The 24784-nt window shown below is 39.7% G+C and carries 24 protein-coding genes; 16 read left to right on the top strand and 8 right to left on the bottom strand.

All coding sequences use genetic code 11. The features are described from left to right. The first annotated feature begins 139 nt into the window (after positions 1 to 139). Genes trxB through bshB1 form a run of 3 tightly spaced genes read left to right on the top strand, consistent with a single transcriptional unit; the run spans position 140 to position 2875 of the window. Positions 140 to 1087, top strand: a complete 948-nt coding sequence (gene trxB / locus CHU_RS08685; protein ID WP_011585162.1) for a thioredoxin-disulfide reductase — start codon at positions 140 to 142, stop codon at positions 1085 to 1087. A 10-nt stretch (positions 1088 to 1097) separates the two neighbouring features. Continuing rightward, positions 1098 to 2141 (top strand): M23 family metallopeptidase, encoded by a 1044-nt coding sequence (locus tag CHU_RS08680; RefSeq protein ID WP_011585161.1) that lies wholly within the window; start codon positions 1098 to 1100, stop codon positions 2139 to 2141. 2 nt (positions 2142 to 2143) lie between these two features. Then, positions 2144 to 2875 carry a bacillithiol biosynthesis deacetylase BshB1 gene (gene bshB1, locus CHU_RS08675; protein WP_011585160.1) on the top strand — a complete coding sequence of 244 codons (732 nt, stop codon included), beginning with the start codon at positions 2144 to 2146 and terminating at the stop codon, positions 2873 to 2875. A gap of 60 nt (positions 2876 to 2935) precedes the next feature. On the opposite strand, the gene pdxH is transcribed toward bshB1, so the two are convergent. Then, a complete protein-coding gene (gene pdxH / locus CHU_RS08670) occupies positions 2936 to 3583 on the bottom strand; it encodes a pyridoxamine 5'-phosphate oxidase (RefSeq protein WP_011585159.1) in 648 nt (215 codons plus the stop codon). A 37-nt stretch (positions 3584 to 3620) separates the two neighbouring features. Then, complete coding sequence (locus tag CHU_RS08665) at positions 3621 to 4136, bottom strand: toxin-antitoxin system YwqK family antitoxin (protein ID WP_011585158.1); 516 nt, start codon at positions 4134 to 4136, stop codon at positions 3621 to 3623. Positions 4137 to 4290: 154 nt separating this feature from the next. On the opposite strand from CHU_RS08665, the gene CHU_RS08660 reads away from it, so the two are divergent. Continuing rightward, on the top strand, positions 4291 to 4839 hold the full coding sequence (locus CHU_RS08660; protein WP_011585157.1) for a YqgE/AlgH family protein: 549 nt from the start codon (positions 4291 to 4293) through the stop codon (positions 4837 to 4839). A gap of 37 nt (positions 4840 to 4876) precedes the next feature. Continuing rightward, the gene (locus tag CHU_RS08655; RefSeq protein WP_011585156.1) at positions 4877 to 6646 is read left to right on the top strand and encodes a DUF349 domain-containing protein; all 1770 of its coding nucleotides are present in this window, start codon (positions 4877 to 4879) and stop codon (positions 6644 to 6646) included. A 109-nt stretch (positions 6647 to 6755) separates the two neighbouring features. Here the strand turns inward: CHU_RS08655 and CHU_RS08650 are convergent, their stop codons facing one another. Continuing rightward, a complete protein-coding gene (locus CHU_RS08650) occupies positions 6756 to 7694 on the bottom strand; it encodes a cation diffusion facilitator family transporter (protein WP_011585155.1) in 939 nt (312 codons plus the stop codon). Between the two features lie 320 nt (positions 7695 to 8014). Here CHU_RS08650 and CHU_RS08645 point away from each other — a divergent pair, with 320 nt between their 5' ends. Genes CHU_RS08645 through CHU_RS08620 form a run of 6 tightly spaced genes read left to right on the top strand, consistent with a single transcriptional unit; the run spans position 8015 to position 13766 of the window. Beyond that, complete coding sequence (locus tag CHU_RS08645; protein ID WP_081428656.1) at positions 8015 to 9232, top strand: ABC transporter ATP-binding protein; 1218 nt, start codon at positions 8015 to 8017, stop codon at positions 9230 to 9232. A 19-nt stretch (positions 9233 to 9251) separates the two neighbouring features. Then, positions 9252 to 10862 (top strand): hypothetical protein, encoded by a 1611-nt coding sequence (locus CHU_RS08640; protein WP_041932289.1) that lies wholly within the window; start codon positions 9252 to 9254, stop codon positions 10860 to 10862. Between the two features lie 2 nt (positions 10863 to 10864). Beyond that, a complete protein-coding gene (locus CHU_RS19725; RefSeq protein ID WP_011585152.1) occupies positions 10865 to 11167 on the top strand; it encodes a DUF5522 domain-containing protein in 303 nt (100 codons plus the stop codon). Then, a complete protein-coding gene (locus CHU_RS08630; RefSeq protein ID WP_011585151.1) occupies positions 11151 to 11885 on the top strand; it encodes a diphthine--ammonia ligase in 735 nt (244 codons plus the stop codon). The genes CHU_RS19725 and CHU_RS08630 overlap by 17 nt, the downstream gene beginning before the upstream one ends. Before the next feature lie 24 nt (positions 11886 to 11909). Further along, the gene (locus CHU_RS08625) at positions 11910 to 13013 is read left to right on the top strand and encodes a DNA alkylation repair protein (protein WP_011585150.1); all 1104 of its coding nucleotides are present in this window, start codon (positions 11910 to 11912) and stop codon (positions 13011 to 13013) included. Positions 13014 to 13073: 60 nt separating this feature from the next. Beyond that, the gene (locus CHU_RS08620; RefSeq protein WP_011585149.1) at positions 13074 to 13766 is read left to right on the top strand and encodes a DUF4136 domain-containing protein; all 693 of its coding nucleotides are present in this window, start codon (positions 13074 to 13076) and stop codon (positions 13764 to 13766) included. 56 nt (positions 13767 to 13822) lie between these two features. Here CHU_RS08620 and CHU_RS08615 read toward each other — a convergent pair whose 3' ends face one another. Both CHU_RS08615 and CHU_RS08610 read right to left on the bottom strand, forming a co-directional pair. After that, positions 13823 to 14623 carry a hypothetical protein gene (locus CHU_RS08615; protein ID WP_011585148.1) on the bottom strand — a complete coding sequence of 267 codons (801 nt, stop codon included), beginning with the start codon at positions 14621 to 14623 and terminating at the stop codon, positions 13823 to 13825. Positions 14624 to 14760: 137 nt separating this feature from the next. Beyond that, positions 14761 to 16401, bottom strand: a complete 1641-nt coding sequence (locus tag CHU_RS08610; RefSeq protein WP_011585147.1) for an ABC-F family ATP-binding cassette domain-containing protein — start codon at positions 16399 to 16401, stop codon at positions 14761 to 14763. A gap of 382 nt (positions 16402 to 16783) precedes the next feature. Between CHU_RS08610 and CHU_RS08605 the strand changes: the two genes are divergently transcribed. The 3 genes from CHU_RS08605 (at position 16784) to CHU_RS08595 (ending at position 18750) form a co-directional block, all read left to right on the top strand. Continuing rightward, on the top strand, positions 16784 to 17284 hold the full coding sequence (locus CHU_RS08605) for a hypothetical protein (protein ID WP_011585146.1): 501 nt from the start codon (positions 16784 to 16786) through the stop codon (positions 17282 to 17284). A 124-nt stretch (positions 17285 to 17408) separates the two neighbouring features. Continuing rightward, positions 17409 to 18260, top strand: a complete 852-nt coding sequence (locus CHU_RS08600) for a KPN_02809 family neutral zinc metallopeptidase (protein WP_011585145.1) — start codon at positions 17409 to 17411, stop codon at positions 18258 to 18260. A gap of 13 nt (positions 18261 to 18273) precedes the next feature. Next, complete coding sequence (locus tag CHU_RS08595; RefSeq protein WP_011585144.1) at positions 18274 to 18750, top strand: DinB family protein; 477 nt, start codon at positions 18274 to 18276, stop codon at positions 18748 to 18750. A gap of 99 nt (positions 18751 to 18849) precedes the next feature. On the opposite strand, the gene menD is transcribed toward CHU_RS08595, so the two are convergent. From menD to CHU_RS08580, 3 genes are read right to left on the bottom strand one after another with little or no spacing between them, the layout of a single operon-like run. Beyond that, the gene (menD, locus tag CHU_RS08590) at positions 18850 to 20529 is read right to left on the bottom strand and encodes a 2-succinyl-5-enolpyruvyl-6-hydroxy-3-cyclohexene-1-carboxylic-acid synthase (RefSeq protein ID WP_011585143.1); all 1680 of its coding nucleotides are present in this window, start codon (positions 20527 to 20529) and stop codon (positions 18850 to 18852) included. Positions 20530 to 20550: 21 nt separating this feature from the next. After that, positions 20551 to 21768, bottom strand: a complete 1218-nt coding sequence (locus tag CHU_RS08585) for a chorismate-binding protein (RefSeq protein ID WP_011585142.1) — start codon at positions 21766 to 21768, stop codon at positions 20551 to 20553. Between the two features lies 1 nt (position 21769). After that, positions 21770 to 22189 (bottom strand): hotdog fold thioesterase, encoded by a 420-nt coding sequence (locus CHU_RS08580; RefSeq protein ID WP_041932288.1) that lies wholly within the window; start codon positions 22187 to 22189, stop codon positions 21770 to 21772. A gap of 44 nt (positions 22190 to 22233) precedes the next feature. Between CHU_RS08580 and CHU_RS08575 the strand changes: the two genes are divergently transcribed. Both CHU_RS08575 and CHU_RS08570 read left to right on the top strand, forming a co-directional pair. Beyond that, complete coding sequence (locus tag CHU_RS08575; RefSeq protein ID WP_041932287.1) at positions 22234 to 22866, top strand: histidine phosphatase family protein; 633 nt, start codon at positions 22234 to 22236, stop codon at positions 22864 to 22866. Between the two features lie 228 nt (positions 22867 to 23094). Further along, complete coding sequence (locus CHU_RS08570) at positions 23095 to 24759, top strand: pyruvate dehydrogenase complex dihydrolipoamide acetyltransferase (RefSeq protein ID WP_011585139.1); 1665 nt, start codon at positions 23095 to 23097, stop codon at positions 24757 to 24759. Positions 24760 to 24784 lie beyond the last annotated feature (25 nt).

Here is a 24784-nt window from a genome sequence, read left to right as displayed (position 1 = left end):
TTTTAGCTGATTTTTTCTATTCTGCTCGTTATTAGGGCGAATAATATTCTTTTTTCCACAGAACCTTACTCAATTGCTATATGTTTTGTTTAAAAAGACAAAAATCACGAAATTGAAAACTCTAATATTATAAGCGCTTATGTCAGTAGAAAAAGTACATTGTCTAATTATCGGTTCAGGTCCTGCAGGATATACTGCAGCGATATATGCTTCTCGTGCAGGTTTAAAGCCTGTCATGTATCAGGGTGCTCAGCCAGGTGGTCAGTTAATGATCACAAATGACGTTGAGAACTTCCCGGGATATCCGGATGGCGTAATGGGGCCGGAGATGATGGAACATTTTAAGGCACAGGCTACACGTTTTGGTGCAGATATTCGTTATGGTACTATCAGTTCGGTAGATTTTACCGGTCCGGTTCATAAAGTAACTGTTGATGAAAAGGTAGTACTGGAAGCGGATACAATCATTATATCTACCGGAGCAGGAGCTAAATGGCTGGGTATTGAATCTGAAACACGTTTGAATGGCCGCGGTGTTTCTGCCTGCGCTGTCTGTGACGGATTCTTTTTCCGGGGACAGGAAGTTGCAATTGTAGGTGCAGGTGATACGGCTTGTGAAGAAGCGAGTTATTTATCAAAGCTTTGCAAAAAAGTATATATGCTGGTACGTAAAGATAAATTCGTTGCCGCCTCGGTTATTATGCAGCAACGTGTATTAAATACACCAAACATTGAAGTGCTGTTCAGTACAGAAACAGATGAAATTTTAGGTAAAGAAGATGTGGAAGGCATGCGCGTGAGAAACAATGTTACGGGGGAAACACGTGAAATTCCGGTAACAGGTTTCTTCGTAGCGATCGGTCACAAACCCAATACAGATATTTTCAAAGGATGGATTGATATGGATGAAAATGGTTATATCAAAACAATTCCGGGAACATCTAAAACAAACGTCGAAGGTGTATTTGCTTGTGGAGATGCACAGGATCACGTATACCGCCAGGCAGTTACAGCAGCCGGTACAGGCTGTATGGCAGCCTTAGATGCAGAAAGATATTTAGCAGCAAAAGAAGCTGTCACCGCGTAAACAATAAAGCATGCGTATATTTCTATTTATTCTCTTTTTTGGGTTTTTATTCACTGTACAAGCACAGGTTCCTGGAAAAACGCCCAAAAAAGGGGATAAAGATTTTGATAAAACTCAGGCACCTGCCATTGAGTATAAAACTCCGGACATGAACGATATTCTCTTTACCGATGATATTGTTGATACCATTGCCGGAGGTGAGCAATCTAATTACAGTTTTGACGGAGAGAAGGATTGGTCTGTATTGGAAGAAGATACAGCTTCCTGGCAGGAAGGTGAAGAAGTTGGCGATGAAGAATTTGTAGTTGTTGAAGTTGAAGAACAACAGCGAGTGGATTCTTCCTGGGTAACCATTGCCCAGTACTATTCTGTTTGGGATACACGTTCCATTGATCCATATAAAATAGACCCGGCCGATTTTAAAGATACCATTGCTTTCCATTTGTATGACTCTCTCATGGGCCATTACTGGTCTATGCCATTAACGTCAAGTAAAACCAACTCAAGTTTTGGTATGCGTGGCAGCCGCTGGCATTATGGTATTGACCTCGATCTGGAAGTAGGTGATCCTGTAATGGCTTGCTATGACGGTATTGTACGGATTGTACAATACAATTCCGGTGGGTACGGCTATTACATTCTTGTTCGGCATTACAATGGATTTGAAACTTTGTATGCACATTTAAGCAGACAGGATGTAAAAGTAGGACAGATTGTTAAAGCAGGAGAGGTAATTGGTTTGGGCGGTAATACAGGCCGAAGCAGCGGACCGCATTTACACTTTGAAGTGCGTTATGCCGGTAATGCGTTTAACCCGATTTACATGTATGATTTTCCGAAGCATACCTTACGTTCTTCGGTATTCTCTTTAAAACCTGAGCATTATGCCTATGCAAAGGAAGCCCGCAAGGTATATTACCACACGGTACGTTCAGGAGAAACGATCAGCACAATCAGCAGAAGATACGGTGTATCTGTTACACAGATCTGTAAATTAAATGGTATTTCCACCAAAACTGTTATCCGCGCCGGTCGCCGGTTACGGATCCGCTAAACATGGTGAACAAAGTTGATATACTCGTTTTGGCAGCACACCCCGATGATGCTGAATTAGCCTGTTCCGGCACGATCTTAAACCAAATAGCATTGGGTCGTAAAGTTGCTGTTGTTGATTTAACCAGAGGCGAATTAGGGACACGCGGCACAGCAGAAATACGGGCTCAAGAGTCGGCTGCAGCTACTGAGTTATTGGGATTAACAGCACGTTTTAATGCCGGTTTTGCAGATGGTTTTTTTGAATCAGATAAAGAACATTGTGTAACACTGGCTAAATATATCCGTCATTTCCAGCCTGAGATTGTATTGTGTAATGCGCTTCACGACAGGCATCCGGATCATGGTAATGGTTCAGAACTGCAATCAAGAGCTTGCTTTTTATCCGGCCTGATAAAAATTGAAACGGAGTGGGAAGGTAATAAACAGGAAGCCTGGCGACCTAAAAATGTATATCATTATATTCAGGACCGATACATTCAGCCCGACTTTATTGTTGATATAAGCAAACACTGGGATAAAAAAATGGAATGCATTCTGGCATTCAAATCACAGTTTTATACACCTGAAACAAGTGGTAACAACGAACCGCAAACATACATTTCCGGAAAATCATTTTTACGTTCCATTGAATCGAGGGCACGTGAATTCGGCCATGCTATTGGCGTTGAATATGGTGAAGGGTTTACAAAAGAGAAGCAGCTGGGAGTAACGGATCTCTTTGATTTACTCTAAGCTTAACGCTTAAAGCGATAATGCTTTTTACTTTAGGCATTAAGCCTTTTGCCTTAAGCATTACGGGCATATCCTGAACACATTCCATCTGATATCACCTTCCAGATCATATACAATCCGGTCATGCAGACGGCTTGGTCTGCCCTGCCAGAACTCAAAATATGCTGGCTTCAGTGTATATCCCCCCCAGTGTGCTGGCCTGGGTACAACAGAACCTTCCGGATATTTATTTTCGTAATAGGTAATCTTACTTTCAAGTTCTTCCCGGCTGGCAACTTCTTTACTTTGATCCGATACCCATGCACCAATTTTACTTTGATAGGGCCTGCTGTTAAAATAGGTATCTGAATCTTCCGGTGAAACTTTAGTGATCTTTCCTTCAATACGTACCTGTCGTTCCAGTTCGGGCCAGAAAAAGTTTAATGCACCAAATGAATTGTGTGTAATGTCGCTGCCTTTGTGACTTTTATAATTGGTATAAAATACAAAGCTGCCGTGTTCAATTCCTTTTAATAAAACAATTCTTGATGCTGGCTTACCGGCTTCATTTACCGTAGCCAGGTTCATTGCTGTTGCTTCCAGCGCGCCGGCTTCCAGTGCCTGATTCAGCCATAAACGGAACTGTTCTACCGGGGAAGGAAGAATATCTTTTGTATCCAGGCTTCGGCTTGAATACTCTTTTCTGATATCAGCTAAATTCGTTTTCATACCCAAATATACGTATTAAAAGAACATGCAGTTTTAACTAATAAGAGATTGTACTGCTAAGCGTGCCGTCCGGATTGTAATAACTCCACTGACCTTCTTTAGCACCATTGGAATAATTACCTTGCGAAGAGATTTTTCCATCTTCATAGTAGTATACCCAGTTACCGCTTTTTATATTATTCTGATAATTACCTTCTTCCTTTTTTATTCCTGATGAATAATAAAAGATCCAGTTTCCCGAAAGCTGGCCGTTTGAATAATTACCTTCTTTCATTAACCGGCCATTCGGATAATACTGTTTCCAGTAACCGCTTGGGGAACCATTTTGATAATTACCCTGACTGCTAATGATATTGGAATTGGGATAATAGTAAGTTGTATATCCGTTAACCATGTAATAGGTATATGGGATGGCAAAACGGTTGGTATCCGGTAGTACGCTTGTATATGGATACGGGTGTGGATCGTGGTTGTGTCTGGATTTTCTGCAGGAAGTAAATCCAACAGTCAATAGGCTTACAGCTAAAAGCGTTACGCTTACATTCGGTCTCATAATGATATATTCGGTCAGGAAGTACGTGGAGGAATATGAATATAGTAATATTTTATTTTGAAATTAAATGAAAACGATAATAAATAGCCATTCTTTTTTTCATCATTGCCAATTTTTTCGATATTGAATACAGCAAAAAACAACGCATATCATTTTGTTAACAAAAGGAAAAATACTGATCTCGGAACCATACCTGGGTGATTCCACTTTTGAGCGGAGTGTGGTATTGTTGTGTGAACACAACGACAGCGGTGCGTTCGGTTTTATGCTGAATAAGTCAACGACCTTAACAATCAATTCGGTGTTGGAGGAACAGCTAACGTTTGAACAAAACTTATTTTTAGGTGGTCCGGTAGCCCAGGATTCTCTGTTTTTTTTATTGAGACAGGATAGAGCCATACTGAAAGACTCGGTTCATATCAAAGATGACTTGTATTGGGGAGGTGATTTTGAACATTTAAAAACATTGATTCAAGAAGGTACCTTAGAACTTGATAATTGTCGTTTTTTTTTAGGATATTCGGGTTGGGGAGAAGATCAGTTAGAGTACGAACTGGAAAAGCATTCCTGGATCATTGCCGATATTAATTCAGAAGATATGTTTGTTAAAAATCCGGAATCGATGTGGCAAAATGTTTTACGCAGCATGGGGGGAGATTACAAAGTCCTTTCTAATTATCCGATTGATCCGCGGTTAAATTAATTTCAACTAGTATATACATAAAATAATATAAATTGTAATGGGTGTTTCAGAGGAATTGAATAATGAGTTTCAATTGCACGATTCAGTAGAATTAGCAGGTAACGAAGAAGTGCACAAAGAAGACTTTAGTCAGTTTTCGAAAGCTGAATTATTGAAATTTTTAGAAAATATACAGCTTGAAAATAACTATCAGGAGGTGTCTTCAAATCTTAAAAGTATTCGTATTCATTACGATCATTTGTTTGATCAGGAGCAGCATATTGCATTAGAGAAATACCTGGAAGACGGAAGTCTGGCAGAAGATTTTAAATACCGTAAAGATGAAACCTCTCTTGCTTTTGAAGCCGTTTATTCAAAACTGAAAGACAAAATTTCAACCCATTTCGCAGAGCTTGAAAAAAATAAGCATAAAAATTTAGAAACCAAAAATGGTTTGCTTGAAAAAATGCGTGCTATCATTGCTTCAGATGAAAGTGCACAATCTTTTCAGGAGTTTAAAAAAATACAGGAAACCTGGAAGGCTACAGGTCCCGTGCCTGCTACAGAAGCTAAAGAGCTTTGGGCAAAATACCAGGCTTTGACGGATATGTTTTATAACAACCGGAGCATGTATTTTGAACTGAAAGAACTCGACAGAAGAAAGAATTTAACGTTAAAACAGGAGCTTGTTGCAAAAGTAGAACAGTTACTGGCGCATACAAACGTGCAGCATGCATTCAATGAAATGCGTAAGTTGCAGGAAGAGTTCAGACATATTGGTCCTGTTCCGAAAGAAGATCATGAATCGATCTGGGCTAAATTAAAAGCAGTAAGCGATGCGATTCATGTAAAACGTCAGGCTTTTTTAGAAGAATTTTCAAAACAGAAAGAAGCAAATTATGTTTTGAAAACAGCATTGATTGAAAAGCTAAAAGAATATGAAGATTTTATTTCTGAAAAGATAGACGACTGGAAAGAAAAATCAGATGCTGTACTGCATATACAGGAAGAGTGGAAGAAGATCGGGCAGGTGCCGGAAGATAAATTAAAAGAATTATCAAAAGCATTCTGGGCATCGGGTAAAAAATTCTTTTCAAATAAAAATGCCTTCTTTAAAAAGCTGGATGCAAAACGTAAAGAGAATTTAGAGAAGAAAACAGAACTTTGCGAAAAGGCAGAAGCATTAAAAGACAATGAAGACTATGCGGCTACATCCAGACAGTTGATTCAATTGCAAAAGGATTGGGCTAAGATCGGGCAGGTACCGATTAAATACAAAGACAGTATTTACGAACGGTTTAAAAATGCCTGCGATTATTTTTTCAAACAGCAGCGCGAACTTAAAGTACAGGCAGAAACAGCCTTGCTGGAAAATTTAAAAGCGAAGGAGGCCTACTTAACGGAACTTGAAGCCAAAGCGAAGGCAGGCATCGCCGAAACAGAAGATACCTTATTCGGGTATATCCAGAAATGGGAAGAACTTGGTTATGTGCCGATGGACAATAAAAAGATAATCCAGGAAAAACTTCTTACCGTTTTGATGTCAATGATCGATAAGATGCCATTGGATGCGGAAGCAAAAGAAAAGTTACAATTAAAGATTGAAGTAAAACAGGGCGGAAGCAAAAACGTAGAATCTTTATTGAAAGACCTGCAGCGTAAAGCACTTGCTGTTAAATCTGAAATTGAACAATATAATAATAACATGGCGTTCTTTGCCAATTCTCCTAAAGCTTCTGCATTGAAAGATCAGGTAATGGAAAAAATCAGACAAGCAGAAGCAGAGCTGAAAAAACTGAACGATAAATTACGTATCCTGAAAGGTTAGTTTCAGATGCGTAGGAATAAAATTAGAAAAGCATAGAATTAAAAACGCCCATGATTTAAATCATGGGCGTTTTTAGTTACAGTAATTTAATGCTCTTCCGGTACTCTTATTAAACGGGCTTATGAGTCGAAGTTGAAAAATAAGTGATCGATTTGATCTCAATGTAGATGCGCTTAATCTCCGGAAATTTAGCGCGGACATTGTGTTCGATTTCATCAATATAGGTAGCAACTTCATTCATCATTAATTTTTCGTCAAACTGAATATCTAACGCAAGTAAAATATCTTTTGGTCCGAAGTGCAGTGTTAACGGACTTCTTACGTTTACAACCGCAGGGTTTTCTTTTACAAGCAGCACAATTTCGTTGATCAGTGTTTCGTCGGCACTCTCGCCGATCAGCAAACTTTTTGTTTCATACGCAAGCATTAAAGACAGGCTGGATAAGATCAAACCGATCACAATAGAGGCAGCGCCATCAATGTATGGATTGTTTAAGGTATGCCCCAGGTAAACACCTAAAAAAGCGACGATCAGACCTAAAATGTCTGCTGTATCTTCAAACAGAATACTGAACGTTCCCGGATCTTTACTTTCTTTAATGGCTCTCCAGAATGATTTATCCGGATTGTCTTCCAGAAACTTTTTTACCGCTACATATAATGAACCGCCGCTTAATACAAAGGCTACAGCGATCACAATATAATTCCAGAACGGATCTTCCATTTTTTCCGGGTGCTGAATGTGTAGGATCCCTTCATAGATAGACATACCGCCACCTATGGCAAAAAGCGAGATCGCAACAACAAGACTCCAGAAATAAAGCTCACGGCCATAACCAAAAGGATGGCTTGGTGTAGGTTTCTTTTTACTGCGATAATCGCCAAATAAAAGCAAACCTGTATTACCTGTATCAACCAGGGAGTGTATGCCTTCCGATAACATAGCTGAACTTCCGGTAATAGCTGCTGCAATAAACTTTATGACTGCAATTAATAAATTGGCTGTAAACGCCCCAACAATCGCAATATTCGATTCTCCCTTTGACATAACTTATTGTAAATGAATATTCGAAAATAGAGATAAAAAAGATTACTTGATATGTCTTCGGGATATTTAATTTTCTACATATATATGTATTCTACAGCAAATTCGTTCAATTAACGTACTGAAAGCAAACGTAAAAAATACTGTTTAGTCGTAACAAATTCACAACTATGCATCTATTATTTCTTTCAGTGGATGTTGCGCATACTTAACGTGAATGGTGAATAACTCTTGCTATTATTCGTGGATTATTACTTTAAGAAACTGGTTATTTTGATTATGTTCGTTTACAAGTTTACATATTATTTTATCGGTCATATTTTATGGGTATAATAAATGCGGCGTTTCGGTTGTCTCAGATTGAACGCTCTATAATAAATAAAGAGTGTCACCGGACAACGTGCAGTCTGATGGATTTTATTCGTGATTACACAGTTGTTGCTACTGACCTGGAAGAAGCTGTTCAGCTGCGGAGTACATACAATTCGCTGAGACGGCTGGGAGAGTCGGATATAACAGAAGAAGACGCGGTTAATATCCTGCAACAGGGCACTGTTATTTTTAATCGCATAAGCGCATATTCTTATGAAGAATTAGAACGTAAGCTGGTTGCCAATTATCCGAATACTCCGGTTTTAAACGCCGTTGATGTGGTTAAAAAATATTCTCAGAAAGGAAATTTTAAACTGGGTCCGGTAAGTACGGTTTTAAACGCCGGCGAGATCACCGGTATTGTAGGAGAGAACGGTAACGGAAAGACGACACTGCTGCGCATCCTTGCACGTTTGCTGAGCTATGATGAAGGTGTGCTGCAATATCAGTTTGATGGGCAGGAAACGACAGAGGATTACCTGATCAAACACCGCATCGCTTATATACCGCAGCGCCTTGAAAGCTGGCAGGGAACATTGCGTGAGAACCTGCATTATGCAGCTACTATTCATAATATCGTTGGTGAAGAAAATGAAAAGATCGTTGAGTTTGTTATTCATCGAATGGGCTTATCCAACTTTGCACATTTGGGCTGGAAAGAATTATCGAGCGGATACAAATTGCGTTTTGAATTAGCAAAGATGCTGGTATGGTCGCCCAGGATATTAGTGCTGGATGAACCGCTTGCCAATCTGGATATCAATGCGCAGGAATGGATCCTGCAGGATTTTAAATCCATGGCCAGTTCAATCAAAAATCCGGTAAGTGTAATTTTAAGTTCGCAACAACTACACGAAGTGGAACATGTAGCAGATAACATTATATTTCTGCGGAACGGCCGTTGTGATTACAGCGGAGCTATGAATGCTTTTATGCAGGAGCGCGATGAAAATGTGTTCGAACTTTCCGGTAATTTTACAAGCAAAGAATTACAGCCGATATTTTCAAATCATGCCGTTCAGTTTTCAGAAAGCGGCATCACTATTATTGTACGCACAAACACAGCAATTACTGCGGCTGATGTGTTAAGCATGCTAATCTCAAATGGATATACCATTAAATATTTCAGAGATATCAGTACCTCAACGAAACAGCTTTTTCAATTATAATAGTTTACACGAAGGCATCATGAGAAAATTCTTATATAACATTACTCCATCATTTATACGTTCATTTGATGCGTATTTATTGAAAAACGCACCTTTAGGCTGGCAGCTCCAATTGCCTACAATTACCTGGTCGTGGTTTCTTATTACATTGATTACGCTGCCGATTCCTTTTCTGGTGAAGCTGGATAATACAGGAGACGATGATATTATTGGCGTGATCTTAATTGCTGTATTAACAGCTGTTCTGGAAGCATTTTTATTCGTTTATATCCTGATACAATTTAATGTTACCAAAACATTCGGAAAACGGGTAGTCCTTAACGGGTTTAAAGAACAGCTGGCTTATTTATATGTATTCCTGTTATGCATGCTGCATATTATATTCTATCCCTTGATTGTTGATATACGCAAATCAAAATTAATGACCGATGAAGAGATCAGAAACGAAGCAGTAATCTATAACCAGGCAAGTTTTTATTTTATGGGAAAAGAACCTTCTTACCGATATTTTCCTTCTGATTCCTCTTTTTTACATTATGAATTTTTAGAAGAATATGGGTATGCAATTTACAGGGAATCAAATGGAAATGCTGCTGAAACGTATTACATTGAACGTGTAAAACCAGCCATGCGGAATTTCTTTTTATATGATTCTGAAATGATTGATTCAAAATATACACGTGATGTAATTGGCTGTCCGAAATTATACCTGACAGAAGATAATTATATTACAGAGGTATATTATAATTATAATGCAGATGGAAGTTACAAGCCGGTAGATACATTGTATTTTGAAACGTATCAGCTGCAAAAGAAAACCGATGCAGAACGTTTGCGTGATATTTCAGTTTTTTTAAAGCTCTATAAAAAATATAGTTATAACTATTCAGATACCTATTTTGACAGTCCGGAAGAAACCCTGAACAAATATAAATCAAACAGATTCAGTCCGGTTGTTACGAGTATGGATGGTATTTCCAGAGACTATCCTGTTACCACTGTAGATGGAGAGCTTGAAGCGACAGATAATTCAACACAAGTGGATGGTTACCGGATAAGTGAAGTTCATAGTACGATCTCCGAAGCAAGATACCGCAAATGGCACAATGTATTTTTACGTTTCATCATTGCGTTTCACGTAGCCTTATGTTTTTCCGTATTATTGTTTCTTTTTAAAAATACACGCTTACGTGAGTTTATACTCATGTTTGTTTATACAGGTTTACTGGCGCTTGCTGTAATTATTTTAACGGTTGTGTTTAGCGGAAAAGAAGATTTTGGAATACATGTTGTACTGCTGGTATTTCTAACAGGCATTTATTTTAGCTTTTTAGAGCCGAAAGCAAAACATTTTTCATCTCTGAAAACAATTTTTGTTCTGGTATCCAATGCTACCTTTGCATACGCGCCTTTATTCTTTTTTCTTTATTTCTACGAATATATGGAGGTAGGTAAATTAGATTATGAATATTGTAACACGCATCAGCAGCTTTGTGACGAGCGCAGGGCCCTTGCAGATATGATCCTTTACAGTTGCATATGGGGCGGCATTGCCTTTTATATACTCCTCGGCAGTACACTGTATAAAAAAACATATGAACGGTTTAATGCATTGCCGCTTGCTAAATAAAAATGATGCAGGATAAATTATGCTCTACCTGTGGTATCAGCCTTACTTGTGGAAGCGAGGCTGATACGTGCTGGTGCATGGATTATATTCCGCTAGAGGCTATTGCAGAAGGAAAAGATTGTATGTGTGAAGCGTGTTTAAAAAACACCCTTGAAAAAACAGAGACAGCTTCGTGCAAACAACAGGGGCAGGAAGATTATTACATTGAAAATGGCTTTTATGTATTTACTGAAAACTATCATTTAAAACGCGGCAGCTGTTGTAAGAACGGTTGCAGACATTGTCCGTATGGGTTTAAAAAGTAATTCTGCCATACTGCCCAAAGCATTGTTTTGCTGGAGCGGCGGAAAAGATTCTGCTTATTGCCTGCATAAGGTATTGTTGGAAAAGCAATTTGATGTTTGCTACTTACTTACTACCGTTAATGATACATTCAAACGGATTTCGATGCATGGCGTGCGCGAAACATTGCTGGATAAACAGACAGAATCCATCGGCATTCCTTGTATAAAGATCCGCATTAAAGAAGGTACTAACAGCGAATACGAACAGCTGATGGAAACAACGCTGCTTAAAGCAAAGGAAGAAGGAATCACACATGTGATCTTTGGTGATATTTTCCTGGAAGATTTACGCACATACCGGGAAAACAATTTGGACAAAGTTGGCTTACAGGCTGTATTTCCCTTATGGAAAATGGATACCGGAATATTGATCCGGGATTTCATACGTAAAAAATTCAAGACCATTCTCTGTTGCATCAACGATGGGTACCTCGATGAAACCTGGGCAGGAAGAGAAATTGATGCTGTATTTATTGCTCAGTTACCCGGCCATGTAGATCCTTGCGGAGAGAACGGAGAGTATCATACGTTTTGTTACGACGGGCCATTATTTCAAAAAGCAATTACTGTTTCTACCGGTGAAAAAATATATAAACCCTTAGACTATTCGCTGGATGATGTCTGTCAATCAACTGTACCAACAAAAGGTTTCTGGTACTGCGATTTAATTCCCGATTAATTACTTACTATCACAAACCATTTCATGGAACCATTAAAATACGTTTATTCACCGGCCTTTATAGATTCGTTAATTGCTTTTTTGAAAAAGGTTCATCCGTCTTTGAATAAAAAAGCATTCGCTGCTGCTGTTTTTGATGCCGAATGGGATAACCGTGAATTGAAGCAGCGGATGAAGCATCTGGCACATGTGCTGCATCAGCAGCTGCATCAAGCCTATGCAAAGGATATTGAAACAATTATAGCGTTGGTGCATTTGTTAAAAGCGGACAGAGATAACCATCAGAGTTTCGAATATTTATTTTTGGCCGAATATGTTGAAATATATGGTCAGCACGATGTGGTGCTATCCATGAAAGCAATTGAAGAAATTACACAATATACCAGCTGTGAATTTGCGATCCGTCCTTTTCTGATCAAACATCCGGAGAAGGTAATGAAGTACATGCTTAAATGGTCGAAACATAAACATGCCAGTGTAAGGCGTTTTTCCAGCGAAGGCTGCCGACCCCGGTTGCCATGGGGTATGGCGCTTCCTGCATTCAAAAAAGACCCGTCCTTGATTTTACCTGTTCTTGAAAATCTGAAAACAGATGAATCGTTGTATGTGCGTAAGAGTGTAGCAAACAATTTAAATGATATCGCAAAGGATAATCCGGAGGTGGTGATTGACCTGATTAAAAAATGGCAGGGCGTTTCGCCATACACAGACTGGATCATTAAGCACGGTGCCCGTACACTGCTGAAAAAAGCACATGCAGAAGTGCTGGGTTTATTTGGCTTACAGACAACACTTGCTTGTACCGTTTCAAATCTGACCCTGATAAAAAATAAGATCAAAATAGGAGATACGTTGTCTTTCGCTTTTGATCTGGATACCGGCTCCAAAGCAGATGCGAAGCTGCGGATCGAATTTGCCGTTTATTATGTAAAAGCAGGCGGGAAGCCCAGCCGCAAACTTTTTAAGATTACAGAAAATACTTACCAGAAAGGTAAACGGGTTTCATTTAACAAAAAACTTTCATTTAAAGATTTAACTACAAGAAAACATTATGCGGGGAAGCATACCATTGCTATTGTTGTAAATGGAAATGAATTGATAGCCTCCGATTTCCATCTTCTGGGCTAAACATTTGTATGTCCGTTTAAATGAGTACCTTTGCCATATTAGATAGTTACCAATTCCTACATGAAAAAAATATTTTTCACTATTCTTGTGCTGTGCACGGTTGCATTGGCATCCTATACGTGTAAGGTCAAGGTTTTCACCAGTTATGATAAAAAAACAGATTTTTCCAACTATAAAACCTTTGCCTGGATAGCACCTTACGATACCGTTATCAATATGCACAGGAAAGACAAGCCTTACGGAAATTACATCGTAAAAGTATGTGACCAGGAATTGTTTAAAAAAGGTATGGTACTGGACACGGTTAATCCCGATGTTGTTTTTATGTTTGATACCCGTTTAAATGAAACAATAGAATACAAACAATCGCCTGTAACAAGCGTTGGTGTTGCGGTATATGCGCCGGCCTATTACGGGCAGAATTATTATGGCGGACCTGCTTTTGACCCTAATGGGTATAATATGGGGCAATCTGTTCCAACAAACCAGTATCCTGCTAACGCAGCCGGTTATTGGGGGGGGTATTATTACGGTGCAGGTGTTTCGGTTCCTGTTGCCGGTGGAAAAATTACGGAACATCATGTTGAAAAGGGCGCATTGATTATCAACATGTATGATACCAAAACACGTAAATATCTTTGGGGAGGCGGTGCAAATGACGATAATATGGATATAACAACCGACATACCATTATTGATTCAGAATGCCGTGGAGAAGATATTTAAAAAATTACCTATTGAAATTAAATACTGAAAAAGGCTCTTCGTAACTCGGAGAGCCTTTTTCAATATGTGTAACTGCAGTAACGCTTATAAATTAACGCGTACGTTATAAGCAATTGTACCCACTTCAAAATATAACATAAAGGCTTTGGTTGTTAGAGATATTAGCCTGAAACTGGTAACCTTTGGAAAACTTTTTAATTCTCCTGTAATGGTAATGATATCATTTTCGGTATATATTTCATCTATCCGGAATGTACCGTTGTATACCAGCTGATACACATCCGTTTTACCTGCATACATGTACCACTGATCGGTAGATTTAAAGTTGTTTTTGTTTTCCGTTAATTTTTCAAATAATTCAACGGAAGGCAGGGCACTGCAATAGGCAACACCGGTTAACTGCTTATTTGTAGTATCCGTTATTTGTGTAACATAATCCGGAAGGTAAATAATATTAGCGCCTTGCATAGCGGCCTGGATCTTTAACACGCGCAGTGATTTATCCAGATTTTTATCAGCCTGCTTAGGATCGCTGGAAAAAGTGTATTTTGCCTCTACATCACGTATTTTTCGATACGATTTTATTTCTGATTCATTCATCGTAATAACAACATCTTCAAAATTTGAAATGCCTTCGATCTGCTGTACACTACGTTCATTTTTAATAGAAACTGTTTTTCCGTTTTTATAAATGATTTTATCAACTTCTTTTTTGAAAATCGATTGATGCTTTTCAGAAGCTGTTGTTACATAGATGATAGAGTCTACTTTTATTTTCAAAACTTTGCAGACTATTTTACCTGACCTGGAAAAAATCGTATCCGTCTGGCAGAAACCTGTCAGAGAAAGGAAACATAGAAAAACAAACGCCGGTATTTTAGTCATATAGGTAACTAATACGTTATACGTAGTATTAACGTAAGAAGTATGTAATTCGTATTGCTAAGTTGTTTCATAAAAACGAAAAATCCCAACCATTGTTATATTTTTCACAATAGTTGGGATTTATAGTGTGTTATAAATTATTTTGCCTTGCGTTCAATCTCTTTTAGATTGTCCATTTTTTTATTGCGCAAAAATCCGTTGATATCTTCAAAGTGTTCTTTGATCCGTTTGTTTCCGAATTCAAATACTTTTGTTGCTAATCCGTTTAAGAAATCCCTGTCGTGCGAAACCAGAATGATGGTACCGTCAAATGCAACAAGCGCTTCTTTCAGAATATCTTTTGTTTTAATATCCAGGTGATTGGTAGGTTCATCAAGAATTAACAGGTTTACAGGTTCAAGCAGTAATTTGATCATAGCCAAACGTGTCTTTTCTCCACCGGAAAGCACCTTAACTTTTTTAGCAGAAGCTTCGCCGCCAAACATAAACGCGCCTAAGATATCGCGGATTTTGGTACGTATATCACCGATAGCTATATTATCTACCGTTTGAAAAACGGTTAAATCTTCATCCAGCAGCGACGCCTGATTTTGGGCAAAATACCCGATCATGCTGTTGTGACCCAGTTCCAAACCACCTTCATAATCTATCTGAGACATGATCGCTTTGATAAGTGTTGATTTACCCTCACCGTTTTTGCCTACAAAAGCAACTTTTTCGCCACGCTCAATTGTGAGAGATGCATTTTGAAATACCGTGTGGTCACCATATTTTTTAGTAAGTTCCGTTACAATCAACGGATAGTTGCCGGAGCGCGGAGCAGGAGGAAATTTCAGACTCAATGCCGAAGTATCCACTTCATCTACTTCAATCGGTTCCAGCTTTTCAAGCATTTTAACACGCGACTGTACCTGAAGTGTTTTGGAATAAGTACCTTTGAAGCGTTCGATAAACTCTGTTGTATCTGCAATAAAACGCTGCTGCTCGTCAAACGCTTTCTGCTGATGCTGACGGCGTTCTTTACGTAGTTCCAGGTAGTGAGAATAATTTACTTTGTAATCGTAAATCCGGCCCATTGTTACTTCAATGGTGCGGTTTGTAATGTTATCAACGAATGCTTTATCGTGAGAAATAACCATTACAGCCTTTGCGTTATTTACCAGGAAATCCTCCAGCCACTGAATCGATTCAATATCCAGGTGGTTGGTAGGCTCATCCAATAAAATAAGATCCGGTTTTTGCAGAAGAATTTTGGCCAGTTCAATACGCATTCTCCAACCTCCGCTGAACTCTGCACAAGGGCGGGTAAAGTCTTCACGTAAAAAACCTAAACCCAATAATGTTTTTTCTACTTCGGCATCAAAATTTACTTCTTCAATCGAATAATATTGTTCACTTACTTCAGATACGCGTTCAATAATTTTCATATACGCATCAGATTCATAATCTGTACGCGTTTCCAGCTGATGGTTTAATTCATCAATTTCTTTTTTTAAAGCCAGAACCGTTGCAAAGGCTTTAGAGGTTTCCTCAAAAACAGTACTGTCATCTTTAACCAATAAATGCTGGGGAAGGTAGGCAATTACAGCTCCATTCGGTGCGGTAATTTTTCCGCGTGTTGGTTTATCAACGCCTGCAATAATTTTCAGCATGGTAGATTTACCAGCTCCGTTTTTACCCATTAAGGCAATTCTATCACTATCATTGATGTTGAAGGTAACATCACTAAATAAGGTGTTGCCGCTAAATGCAACAGCCAGTCCATCAATCGAAATCATGCAGATAAATTTAAGGGTGTAAAGATAGCTAATTTTAGCCGTAAAATGTGGGAGCTATACTTGATAGGCAGAGAAAAAACAGCTGCCTTGTTTTGATGATTTTTTCGGTAAAGCAGAGCCAAAACCTCTACATCAAGGCTATAAAAAGAAGAGGATATCTAAAACGGAAATCCTTTTACGCGATTTTTATCTTTTTGTTATCAGAAAAAATAAAAAATGCTTAAACTATTCGTATTAAGTTGTTATTATTTAGTAAATTAAGATTACTATTGAATCAATAATGTGGATAACTTTTCATGAAGTATCTGCGATTGCTTCAAATCATTGAAATATATTTTACTTAACTTCGTATTCCCTATATTAAAAATATTTAACTAATTATATGAAAAATAATATTCTAAAACTGTCAATAGTATTTGTTTTGGGTTTAGTGAGCATGTTTGCGCTGTTAAGCTTTACGAACCAGAACCAGGCAACTACTTCTTCACCGGCTTTTAACGCATTGGGAAAAGACACCGCACATGCGTTTGTTAAAATTCCTAAAATAACAAAATACTATACAAAAGATGAATTGAATAAAATGCCTAAGCTTGACTTGATCCGTATTTACAAATCAAGGCTGGCATATTTGATTGAAATTTTACCATTCTTATCCTTGCATCCGGAGCCGGGCGCAACATTCAACGATATGTCTATTCCTGAAACAGAAGTAAATATTGCACACCTTGAAAAAGAAGCGAAGAACAAAGCGGATTTTGTTAATTCACTCAATGAAACTTTAGATGATGTTATTCCTTATTCTGAAAAAACAAATATCGTTTGGTCTATTCTGTATTTTGATGAAATGATCAAAGGATCAAACTATACTGAAAAGCAGAAATAATTTACTTTGTTCTAAAAACAAAAAAGGCCTGATGCATTGTATCAGGCCTTTTTTGTTTTTAGAAATCAAAGATTTAATGTACATTAGTTATAGGGTATAATACCCGCTTTTAAACACGAAACATATGAAATGGCAGAATAGAAGAGAAAGTGGAAATGTAGATGACCGCAGAGGTTTTTCAGGTGGTAAAATCGCGTTGGGCGGTGGTGCAATCGGTATTGTATTTTTTCTGGTTCAGATGTTTCTTGGAGGAGACAGTGCGCAGATATTAAGTCAGATCGAGCAGCAGGTAAATACTACTTCACAGACAGAACAACCCTTAAGTGCAGAAGATGAGGAGATGGGTAAGATGGTTCGGGTAATGCTGGCTGATAACGAAGATGTCTGGAACAAGCTGTTTGCCGAAGCTGGTAAAACGTATGTGGAGCCTACATTGGTTTTATACAGAGACGCAACCGAATCGGGCTGCGGAAATGCAAGTGCTTCAATCGGGCCCTTTTATTGCCCGGCAGATCAGAAGGTATATATTGATTTAGCATTCTTTGATGAATTAAAAAATAAGTATGGTGCCGAAGGAGGGGATTTTGCTATTGCTTACGTGATTGCACATGAGATCGGCCACCACGTGCAGAATTTATTGGGAACATCTGAACAGGTGTATAATCAACGTCAGCAGCTCAGTGAAAAAGAATCAAATAAATTATCCGTTGCATTGGAGTTGCAAGCTGATTTTTATGCGGGTGTATGGGCACATCATAATGAAGAAATGAATCACGTGCTTGAGCCGGGTGATATTGAAGAAGCAATCAGTGCGGCAAGTGCAGTAGGAGACGATCACCTGCAAAAAATGGCACGTGGCTATGTACAGCCTGATGGCTTCACCCACGGTACCTCTGCACAGCGGATCGAGTGGTTTACCCGCGGGTTTAAAACAGGAGACATGAGCCAGGGAAATACATTTGAAGAAGTTTTATAATAACGGATATGCCATGAAAACACAACTGGAAATTATTCGGAAAGGGCGACAATCACTTATTGGTATTGTAAGTGAGTTAACTGATGAGCAGCTGAATAAGATTCCGGAAGGATACAACAATAATATTATCTGGAATCTCGGACATTTGATTGCCAGTCAGCAGGGGCTGTGTTATGTACGTTCCGGCAAACCTATCGTTGTGGATGAAGGTTATTTGAAACTGTTTAAACCGGAAACAAAACCCGTTGGTACTATTTCATCCGCAGCGATCGAAACAATAAAACAGTTGTTGTTACCCACCATCGACCGTATGGAAAGCGATTATGAACAAGGGCATTTTTCAGATTTTAAAACGTTTCTAAATCGCTATGGAGTGGAGCTCCGCAACATAGAAGACTGTATCAATTTCATGGTTTTTCATGAAGGCCTGCATTATGGATATGTACTGGCGTTGAAAAGAGCCGTAGTGAATGAATCAAATTCCAAATAACAAATCCCAAACGGACAAGAGTAAACGTTTTGTTTTGACCGCTTGGGACTTGTTTTTTATTTTCGCCGCGGCGAATTGGTTTTTGTGATTTGAAATTTATTAAGATAAATACGATTGCTGTATCGTCTTTTTGAATCGTTTGAAAACTTCAGTATTTTTTACTGAATCTGTTTCAATTTCTAAAATCTTTCCGAACATGGATGGCTGGAAGAAGCTTTCAAGCGCCTGATTCAAACCATTTAAGTTTTTACACAACGTATATTCCAGGCCATGCTCTGTTGCAAGGTACCTTGCGCTTAACGTTTGTTTTGTTTCAAAAAGTTCATCCAGCTCAGGTAATGCCGAGGGGCCATCAATCATACGGAAGATTCCGCCACCGTGGTTGTTTAATAATACAACGCGTAAGTTTGATGGCTTGTAATTATTCCAGAACGCATTGCGGTCATAAAAAAATGCCAGATCGCCGGTTATGATTGTAACCAGTTGCGAAGTTTTTAATGCATACCCATAAGCCGTGCTGATCACACCGTCTATACCGCTGGTACCTCTGTTGGCAAATACTTCGGCATTACGCTGAGAAATACCAAGTGTGTTTGCGTAACGCACCGACATGCTGTTGGCTAAATGCAGTTTGGCAAAAGCAGGAAGATGATTTAAGACATCAAATACAGCTGTAAATTCATTAAAGACTTTTTCCTTCGTATTGAATTCCCGTATAGCCGGAATAATATGTGTCTGCTGCTGGATCCAGCGTTGCACGAATTGTTCCTGCGTATTGGAAGCTATAGTTGTTTTGGATAAGAACTCATTTAATTGTACCGGAATGATCTGGCACAAGTGCTGAAATACATCCGGTGTAGTTACATCCGGGCCTACATACCAATGATCAATGGATTCATTGCTGCGGATAAATTGCTTCAGCCATTTTGATAATAATGCGCCGCCAAAAGAGATAACCAGGTCGGGTTTTAATTCTTCCAGATCGGTTAAGGGGATAGAAGTAAGTAAGGTGTCGTGCGTATGTATAACATTGCGCACGCCATGCAGGTTTGATACAACTTCACCAATAAATGGTGCTTTGATGTTACCGATTTTTAAGCGAAGCGATTCGTCGTACAGATGTTGTCCGCCGACAAAAAGTATTTTTTTATACGAATCTAATTTGTGCTGAATGCTTTTCCATTGCTCGTCGCTTAATGTATGAAGCGGCTGTTCCCGTTTAATAACGGTAGGTGATCCGGAGAACATAATCTCGCCTTTCGGATAAAACGGCTCGCGGAAAGGAATATTGATGTGTACCGGACCTTTGGGATATGCTTCGGAAATGGAAACCGCTTCGTTTACCTTGCGGTACGTTTCCCATTGGGTATCTGGTAATTCGTGCTCTGCAGATAACTGGAAGAATGCTTTGCTGTGTTTCCCATATATTTCCTGCTGACGAATCGTTTGTCCATCGTTTTGGTCGATCCATTCCGGCGGACGGTCTGCAGACAGTACAATCAACGGTACACGCTGATAATAGGCTTCTACAATGGCAGGCGCGTAGTTATATAAGGCAGAACCTGACGTGCAGATCAATACCGTAGGTTTCTGCGTTTGCAGCGACATACCCAGTGCAATGAATGCGGCCGAACGTTCGTCAGGAACAACTTTTATCTGCAGTTTTTTATGACGGGAAAAGGCTATGCTTAAGGGTGCACAGCGTGATCCCGGAGAAAGTACAACATCTGTTACGCCATGCTGAAAGAGTATTTCGGGTATATCGTAGATTGCTTGCAAAACGGTTGCGTAAAGTTGAAGTTATAAATTACTAAAAGCGTTGCCAATTACATTCATTTTCAGATTCGTTTCTTCAAATTCTTTTTGAGGAACTGAATCTGCCGTGATGCCGGCACCTGCGTACAAGGTTATACTGTTTGCATGAACCTGTGCACAGCGCAACGTTACATATAAGGCGGTTTCTTTTTCCATGTTCACAGGTCCGGAATAACCGCTGAATAATTTACGGTCGAACTGCTCATGCCGTTCAATAAAATCAATGGCTGGTTTTTTAGGCATGCCGCACACAGCCGAAGTGGGGTGGAGCAGCTGCAGCATGGTTGTACCCAGTTCCTGCATATTTACTTCCGATGTATTGGCTGTGTATTCTGTTTTTAAATGCAGCAGGCTGCCGGACTGTATCGTTCGAGGTCCCTGTTCAACATATTCGCGTAAACGGATTGTCTTAAAACAATTGATGATGTATCGGCACACCAGCGCCTGTTCCTCGATCTCTTTGTGTGTCCAGGATACATCCCGGATAGGTATTTCCGGATTGTATTTCTGCGTACCGGCTAGTGCAACGGTTTTAAACGTGCCGTTTCGATCGGTACATAAAAGCAGTTCCGGTGTAGCGCTGATCCACAATCCCGTTTCGGGGTGGAAGAAAATTCCTATATATGCAAGCGGATAATGTTCGCGCAGGTTTAATACAACGGTTTCCAGATTGGCAAGGTTTACCTGCTTATCTTTGGAACGCGCCAGTACCACTTTCTGCAATTCACTGTTTACAATAATTTCTTTGGCTGCTTCCACACCGTTGATATAATCCTGATCAGCTGATTGGGTGAGAAATTCTTTTTCAGGTAAGAGATCTGCCAGCGATAAGGAAGTATCTTTTGCTAAGCGGCTTGTCTGCAGAACATCTTCTAACGTAGATTCATGTCCGGCCTGTGCGCTGCAGTTTACGGTATCTCCAAGCTGAATATGGATTTTGTTCTGAATAAAATATTTTGCCGCGTTTGATTTAAACGGTGCGATCAGAAAACCGGAGGGAAGTTTATGCAGGTAAGGTGTTTTATTTTCCGCAAGCAAGGTTGGCTGCGGGTCGATTAAGATGTCCCAGTTTTTTGATTCAGGGTTAGACCAGCACGCTATAGCATATGAATGCCTGAGCGCGGAGTATAAACTCCCTTTGATCAAATCCTGTTTACAAAGAGTTGAGGATATGTCTGTCTGTACAATTGTAGAAGAATTCATGCTACTTTTTATCCAACACCATTACCGTTAATCTGCTGCTGCAGATAAGCTGCTGCTTATCGTTTGTTATATCAATATTCCAGATATGTGTTTTTCCGCCTTCATGTATCAATACAGCTTTACCAGTCACCAGACCGTCCTTGGCCGCACGTATGTGGTTGCACGAAAGGTTGAGGCCCACACAGGCCTTCGTTTTAATATCCACACACAAATACGAACCGATGCTGCCAAGTGTTTCGGCTAATACACCGGATGCTCCGCCATGTAACAATCCCATCGGCTGCTTGGTTCGGTTATCTACCGGCATGGTGCCGCAGATATAATCGGTACCTACTTCTGTAAATACAATTCCCAGGTGTTCACCCATGGTGTTCACACTCATTTTATTTAATTCTTCAAGTGTTATGTTTGTATTTATCATTATACTTGTAAGCAAGATTGAAGGCTAACAAAAGTAGAATAATTTTGAGTACCAAAAAAATATACCTCGTCCGCCACGGACAAACGGAATTCAATAAAAGGGGAATTGTACAAGGCAGTGCAGTAAATTCATCGTTGAATGACACGGGACGTGCCCAGGCGGATGCCTTTTATCAGGCATACAGGCACATACCGTTTGATGTGGTATATACATCTGCCTTGAACAGAAGCATTGAATCTGTACAGTCCTTTATTGATCAGCCGATTCCGCATTTCATCCGTCCGGGTTTGAATGAGATCAGCTGGGGCGAAATGGATGGTAAACTGGCAACGGCCACTGAACACAATGAATATAAAGATCTTCTGGCCCGCTGGCAGCAAGGCGATATTGAATTCAAAATGTGGGGTGGTGAAAGTCCGCTGGATGTACAGAAGCGTCAGGAACCCGTTGTAACGGAAATTCTTAATTCTCCCTATGAAACCATTCTCATGTGTATGCACGGCAGAGCCATCCGTATCTTATTGAGCCTGATTACTAAAACAAGCCTGGCTGAAATGGATCAGTTTCAGCACGCCAATCTATGTTTATATGTATTGGAAGGAAGTGTGCAGGAAATAAAAATTGTCTGCAGCAATGATCAGCAACATTTGGCCGGCCTGCAGCAAATACCGGATTGAAACCTAAATTCCATACCTGTTGTTGAAAGATTGGGTGCGCGAGCCGGAAGTAGCTGAAAAAGCAATCCGTTAACAAACAGTTCTTTAAATACAGGTCGGTTCTTTAAAAATAAAAAAATAAGCAGCTACGCAAAAGTACCTACAGAAATTCTATACTTAGTAGTGGGAATTTATTGTAAAAAACGTATTTTTGAGTTCTAAGCATACGTTTAATCTCTATAAAAGATAATGGCAGAATTGATTAAAATGCCTAAAATGAGCGATACCATGACAGAAGGTGTTATCGCGGCATGGCACAAAAAAGTAGGAGATAAGGTGAAATCCGGAGACCTTTTAGCAGAAGTTGAAACGGATAAGGCTACCATGGAAATGGAATCTTATGAAGACGGAACACTCCTATATATAGCAGCTGAAGCAAAAAGTGCAGTACCTATTGATGGTGTAATTGCAGTAATTGGTAAAGATGGTGAAAATATTGATGCTTTAATTAAAGAAATCAAAGGTGGCGGTGCACCAGCTGAGGCTCCAAAAACAGAAGCTAAAGCAGAAGCAGAGGTACCAAAAGCTGAAAAGCCTGCGGAAGCGGCTAAACAGGCTGCACCTGCAGTAGATCTTTCTTCTATCAAAGCAGAAGCGATCTTAATGCCTAAAATGAGTGATACAATGGTTGAAGGGACAATTGTAGCATGGCATAAAAAAGTTGGAGATGCAGTTAAGTCTGGTGAGTTACTTGCAGAAGTAGCTACTGATAAGGCTACCATGGAAATGGAATCTTATGAAGACGGAACACTTCTTCACATTGAAGTAAAAGAAGGAGATGCGGTTCAGATCGACGGCCTGATTGCCATTATTGGTGAAAAAGGAACAGATGTAACACCGATCATCAACGCATATAAAAACGGCGGTAAGCCATCTGCAGCTCCGGCAGCAGCAAGCGAACCGGCTAAACAGGAAACAGCTTCTGCACCCGCATCAAACAATGCTCCTGCAGCACAGGCTTCTTCCTCTTCAGATGAAAGAGCCAAGATTTCTCCGCTGGCACGTAAAATTGCTTCAGACAAAGGAATCGATATCAAACAGGTTAAAGGTTCAGGAGATCACGGCCGTGTTATAAAACGCGACATTGAAAACTTTAAAGCGGCTCCGGCTGAAGCAGCTCCTGCTAAAGGTTCCGGCGCTCCGGCAGCTTCATTACCAAACATAGTTGGTCAGGAAGGCTTTGACGAAGTACCGGTTTCACAAATGCGTAAAGTAATCGTGAAACGTTTATCTGAAAGCTTATTCACTGCTCCGCACTTCTATTTAACCATGGAAATCAACATGGATAAAGCGATAGAAGCACGTGCAAGCATCAATGAAGTAGCTACAGCGAAAGTTTCATTCAATGATATGGTGATCCGTGCAAGTGCAGCAGCGCTTCGCAAACACCCGATGGTGAACGCTTCGTGGCAGGGAGACAAAATCCGTGTGAACCACCACATTCACATTGGTGTTGCCATTGCTATTGAAGATGGACTTGTTGTTCCGGTAGTACGTTTCGCAGATTCTAAATCCTTGTCTCATATTTCTCAGGAAGTAAAAGAACTTGGCGGTAAAGCAAAGAGCAAAAAAATACAGCCTGCAGACATGGCCGGCAATACATTCACGATCTCTAACTTAGGTATGTTTGGTATTGATGAGTTTACATCGATCATCAACTCTCCGGATGCATGTATCTTATCCGTAGGCGGTATCAAACAGACTCCGATCGTTAAAAACGGACAGATTGTAGTTGGTAACATCATGAAAGTAACCTTAGCGTGCGATCACCGTGTAGTAGATGGTGCAGTAGGTTCAGCGTTCTTACAGACATTAAAAAGCTACCTTGAAGATCCGGTACGTATTCTTGCGTAAGTTTCTTCTTATATCTTCTTATACA

The sequence above is a fragment of the Cytophaga hutchinsonii ATCC 33406 genome (assembly GCF_000014145.1).
Taxonomy (GTDB): domain Bacteria; phylum Bacteroidota; class Bacteroidia; order Cytophagales; family Cytophagaceae; genus Cytophaga; species Cytophaga hutchinsonii.
Note: the sequence above shows the minus strand (reverse complement) of the source record. Positions and strands in the feature narration are given on the sequence as shown.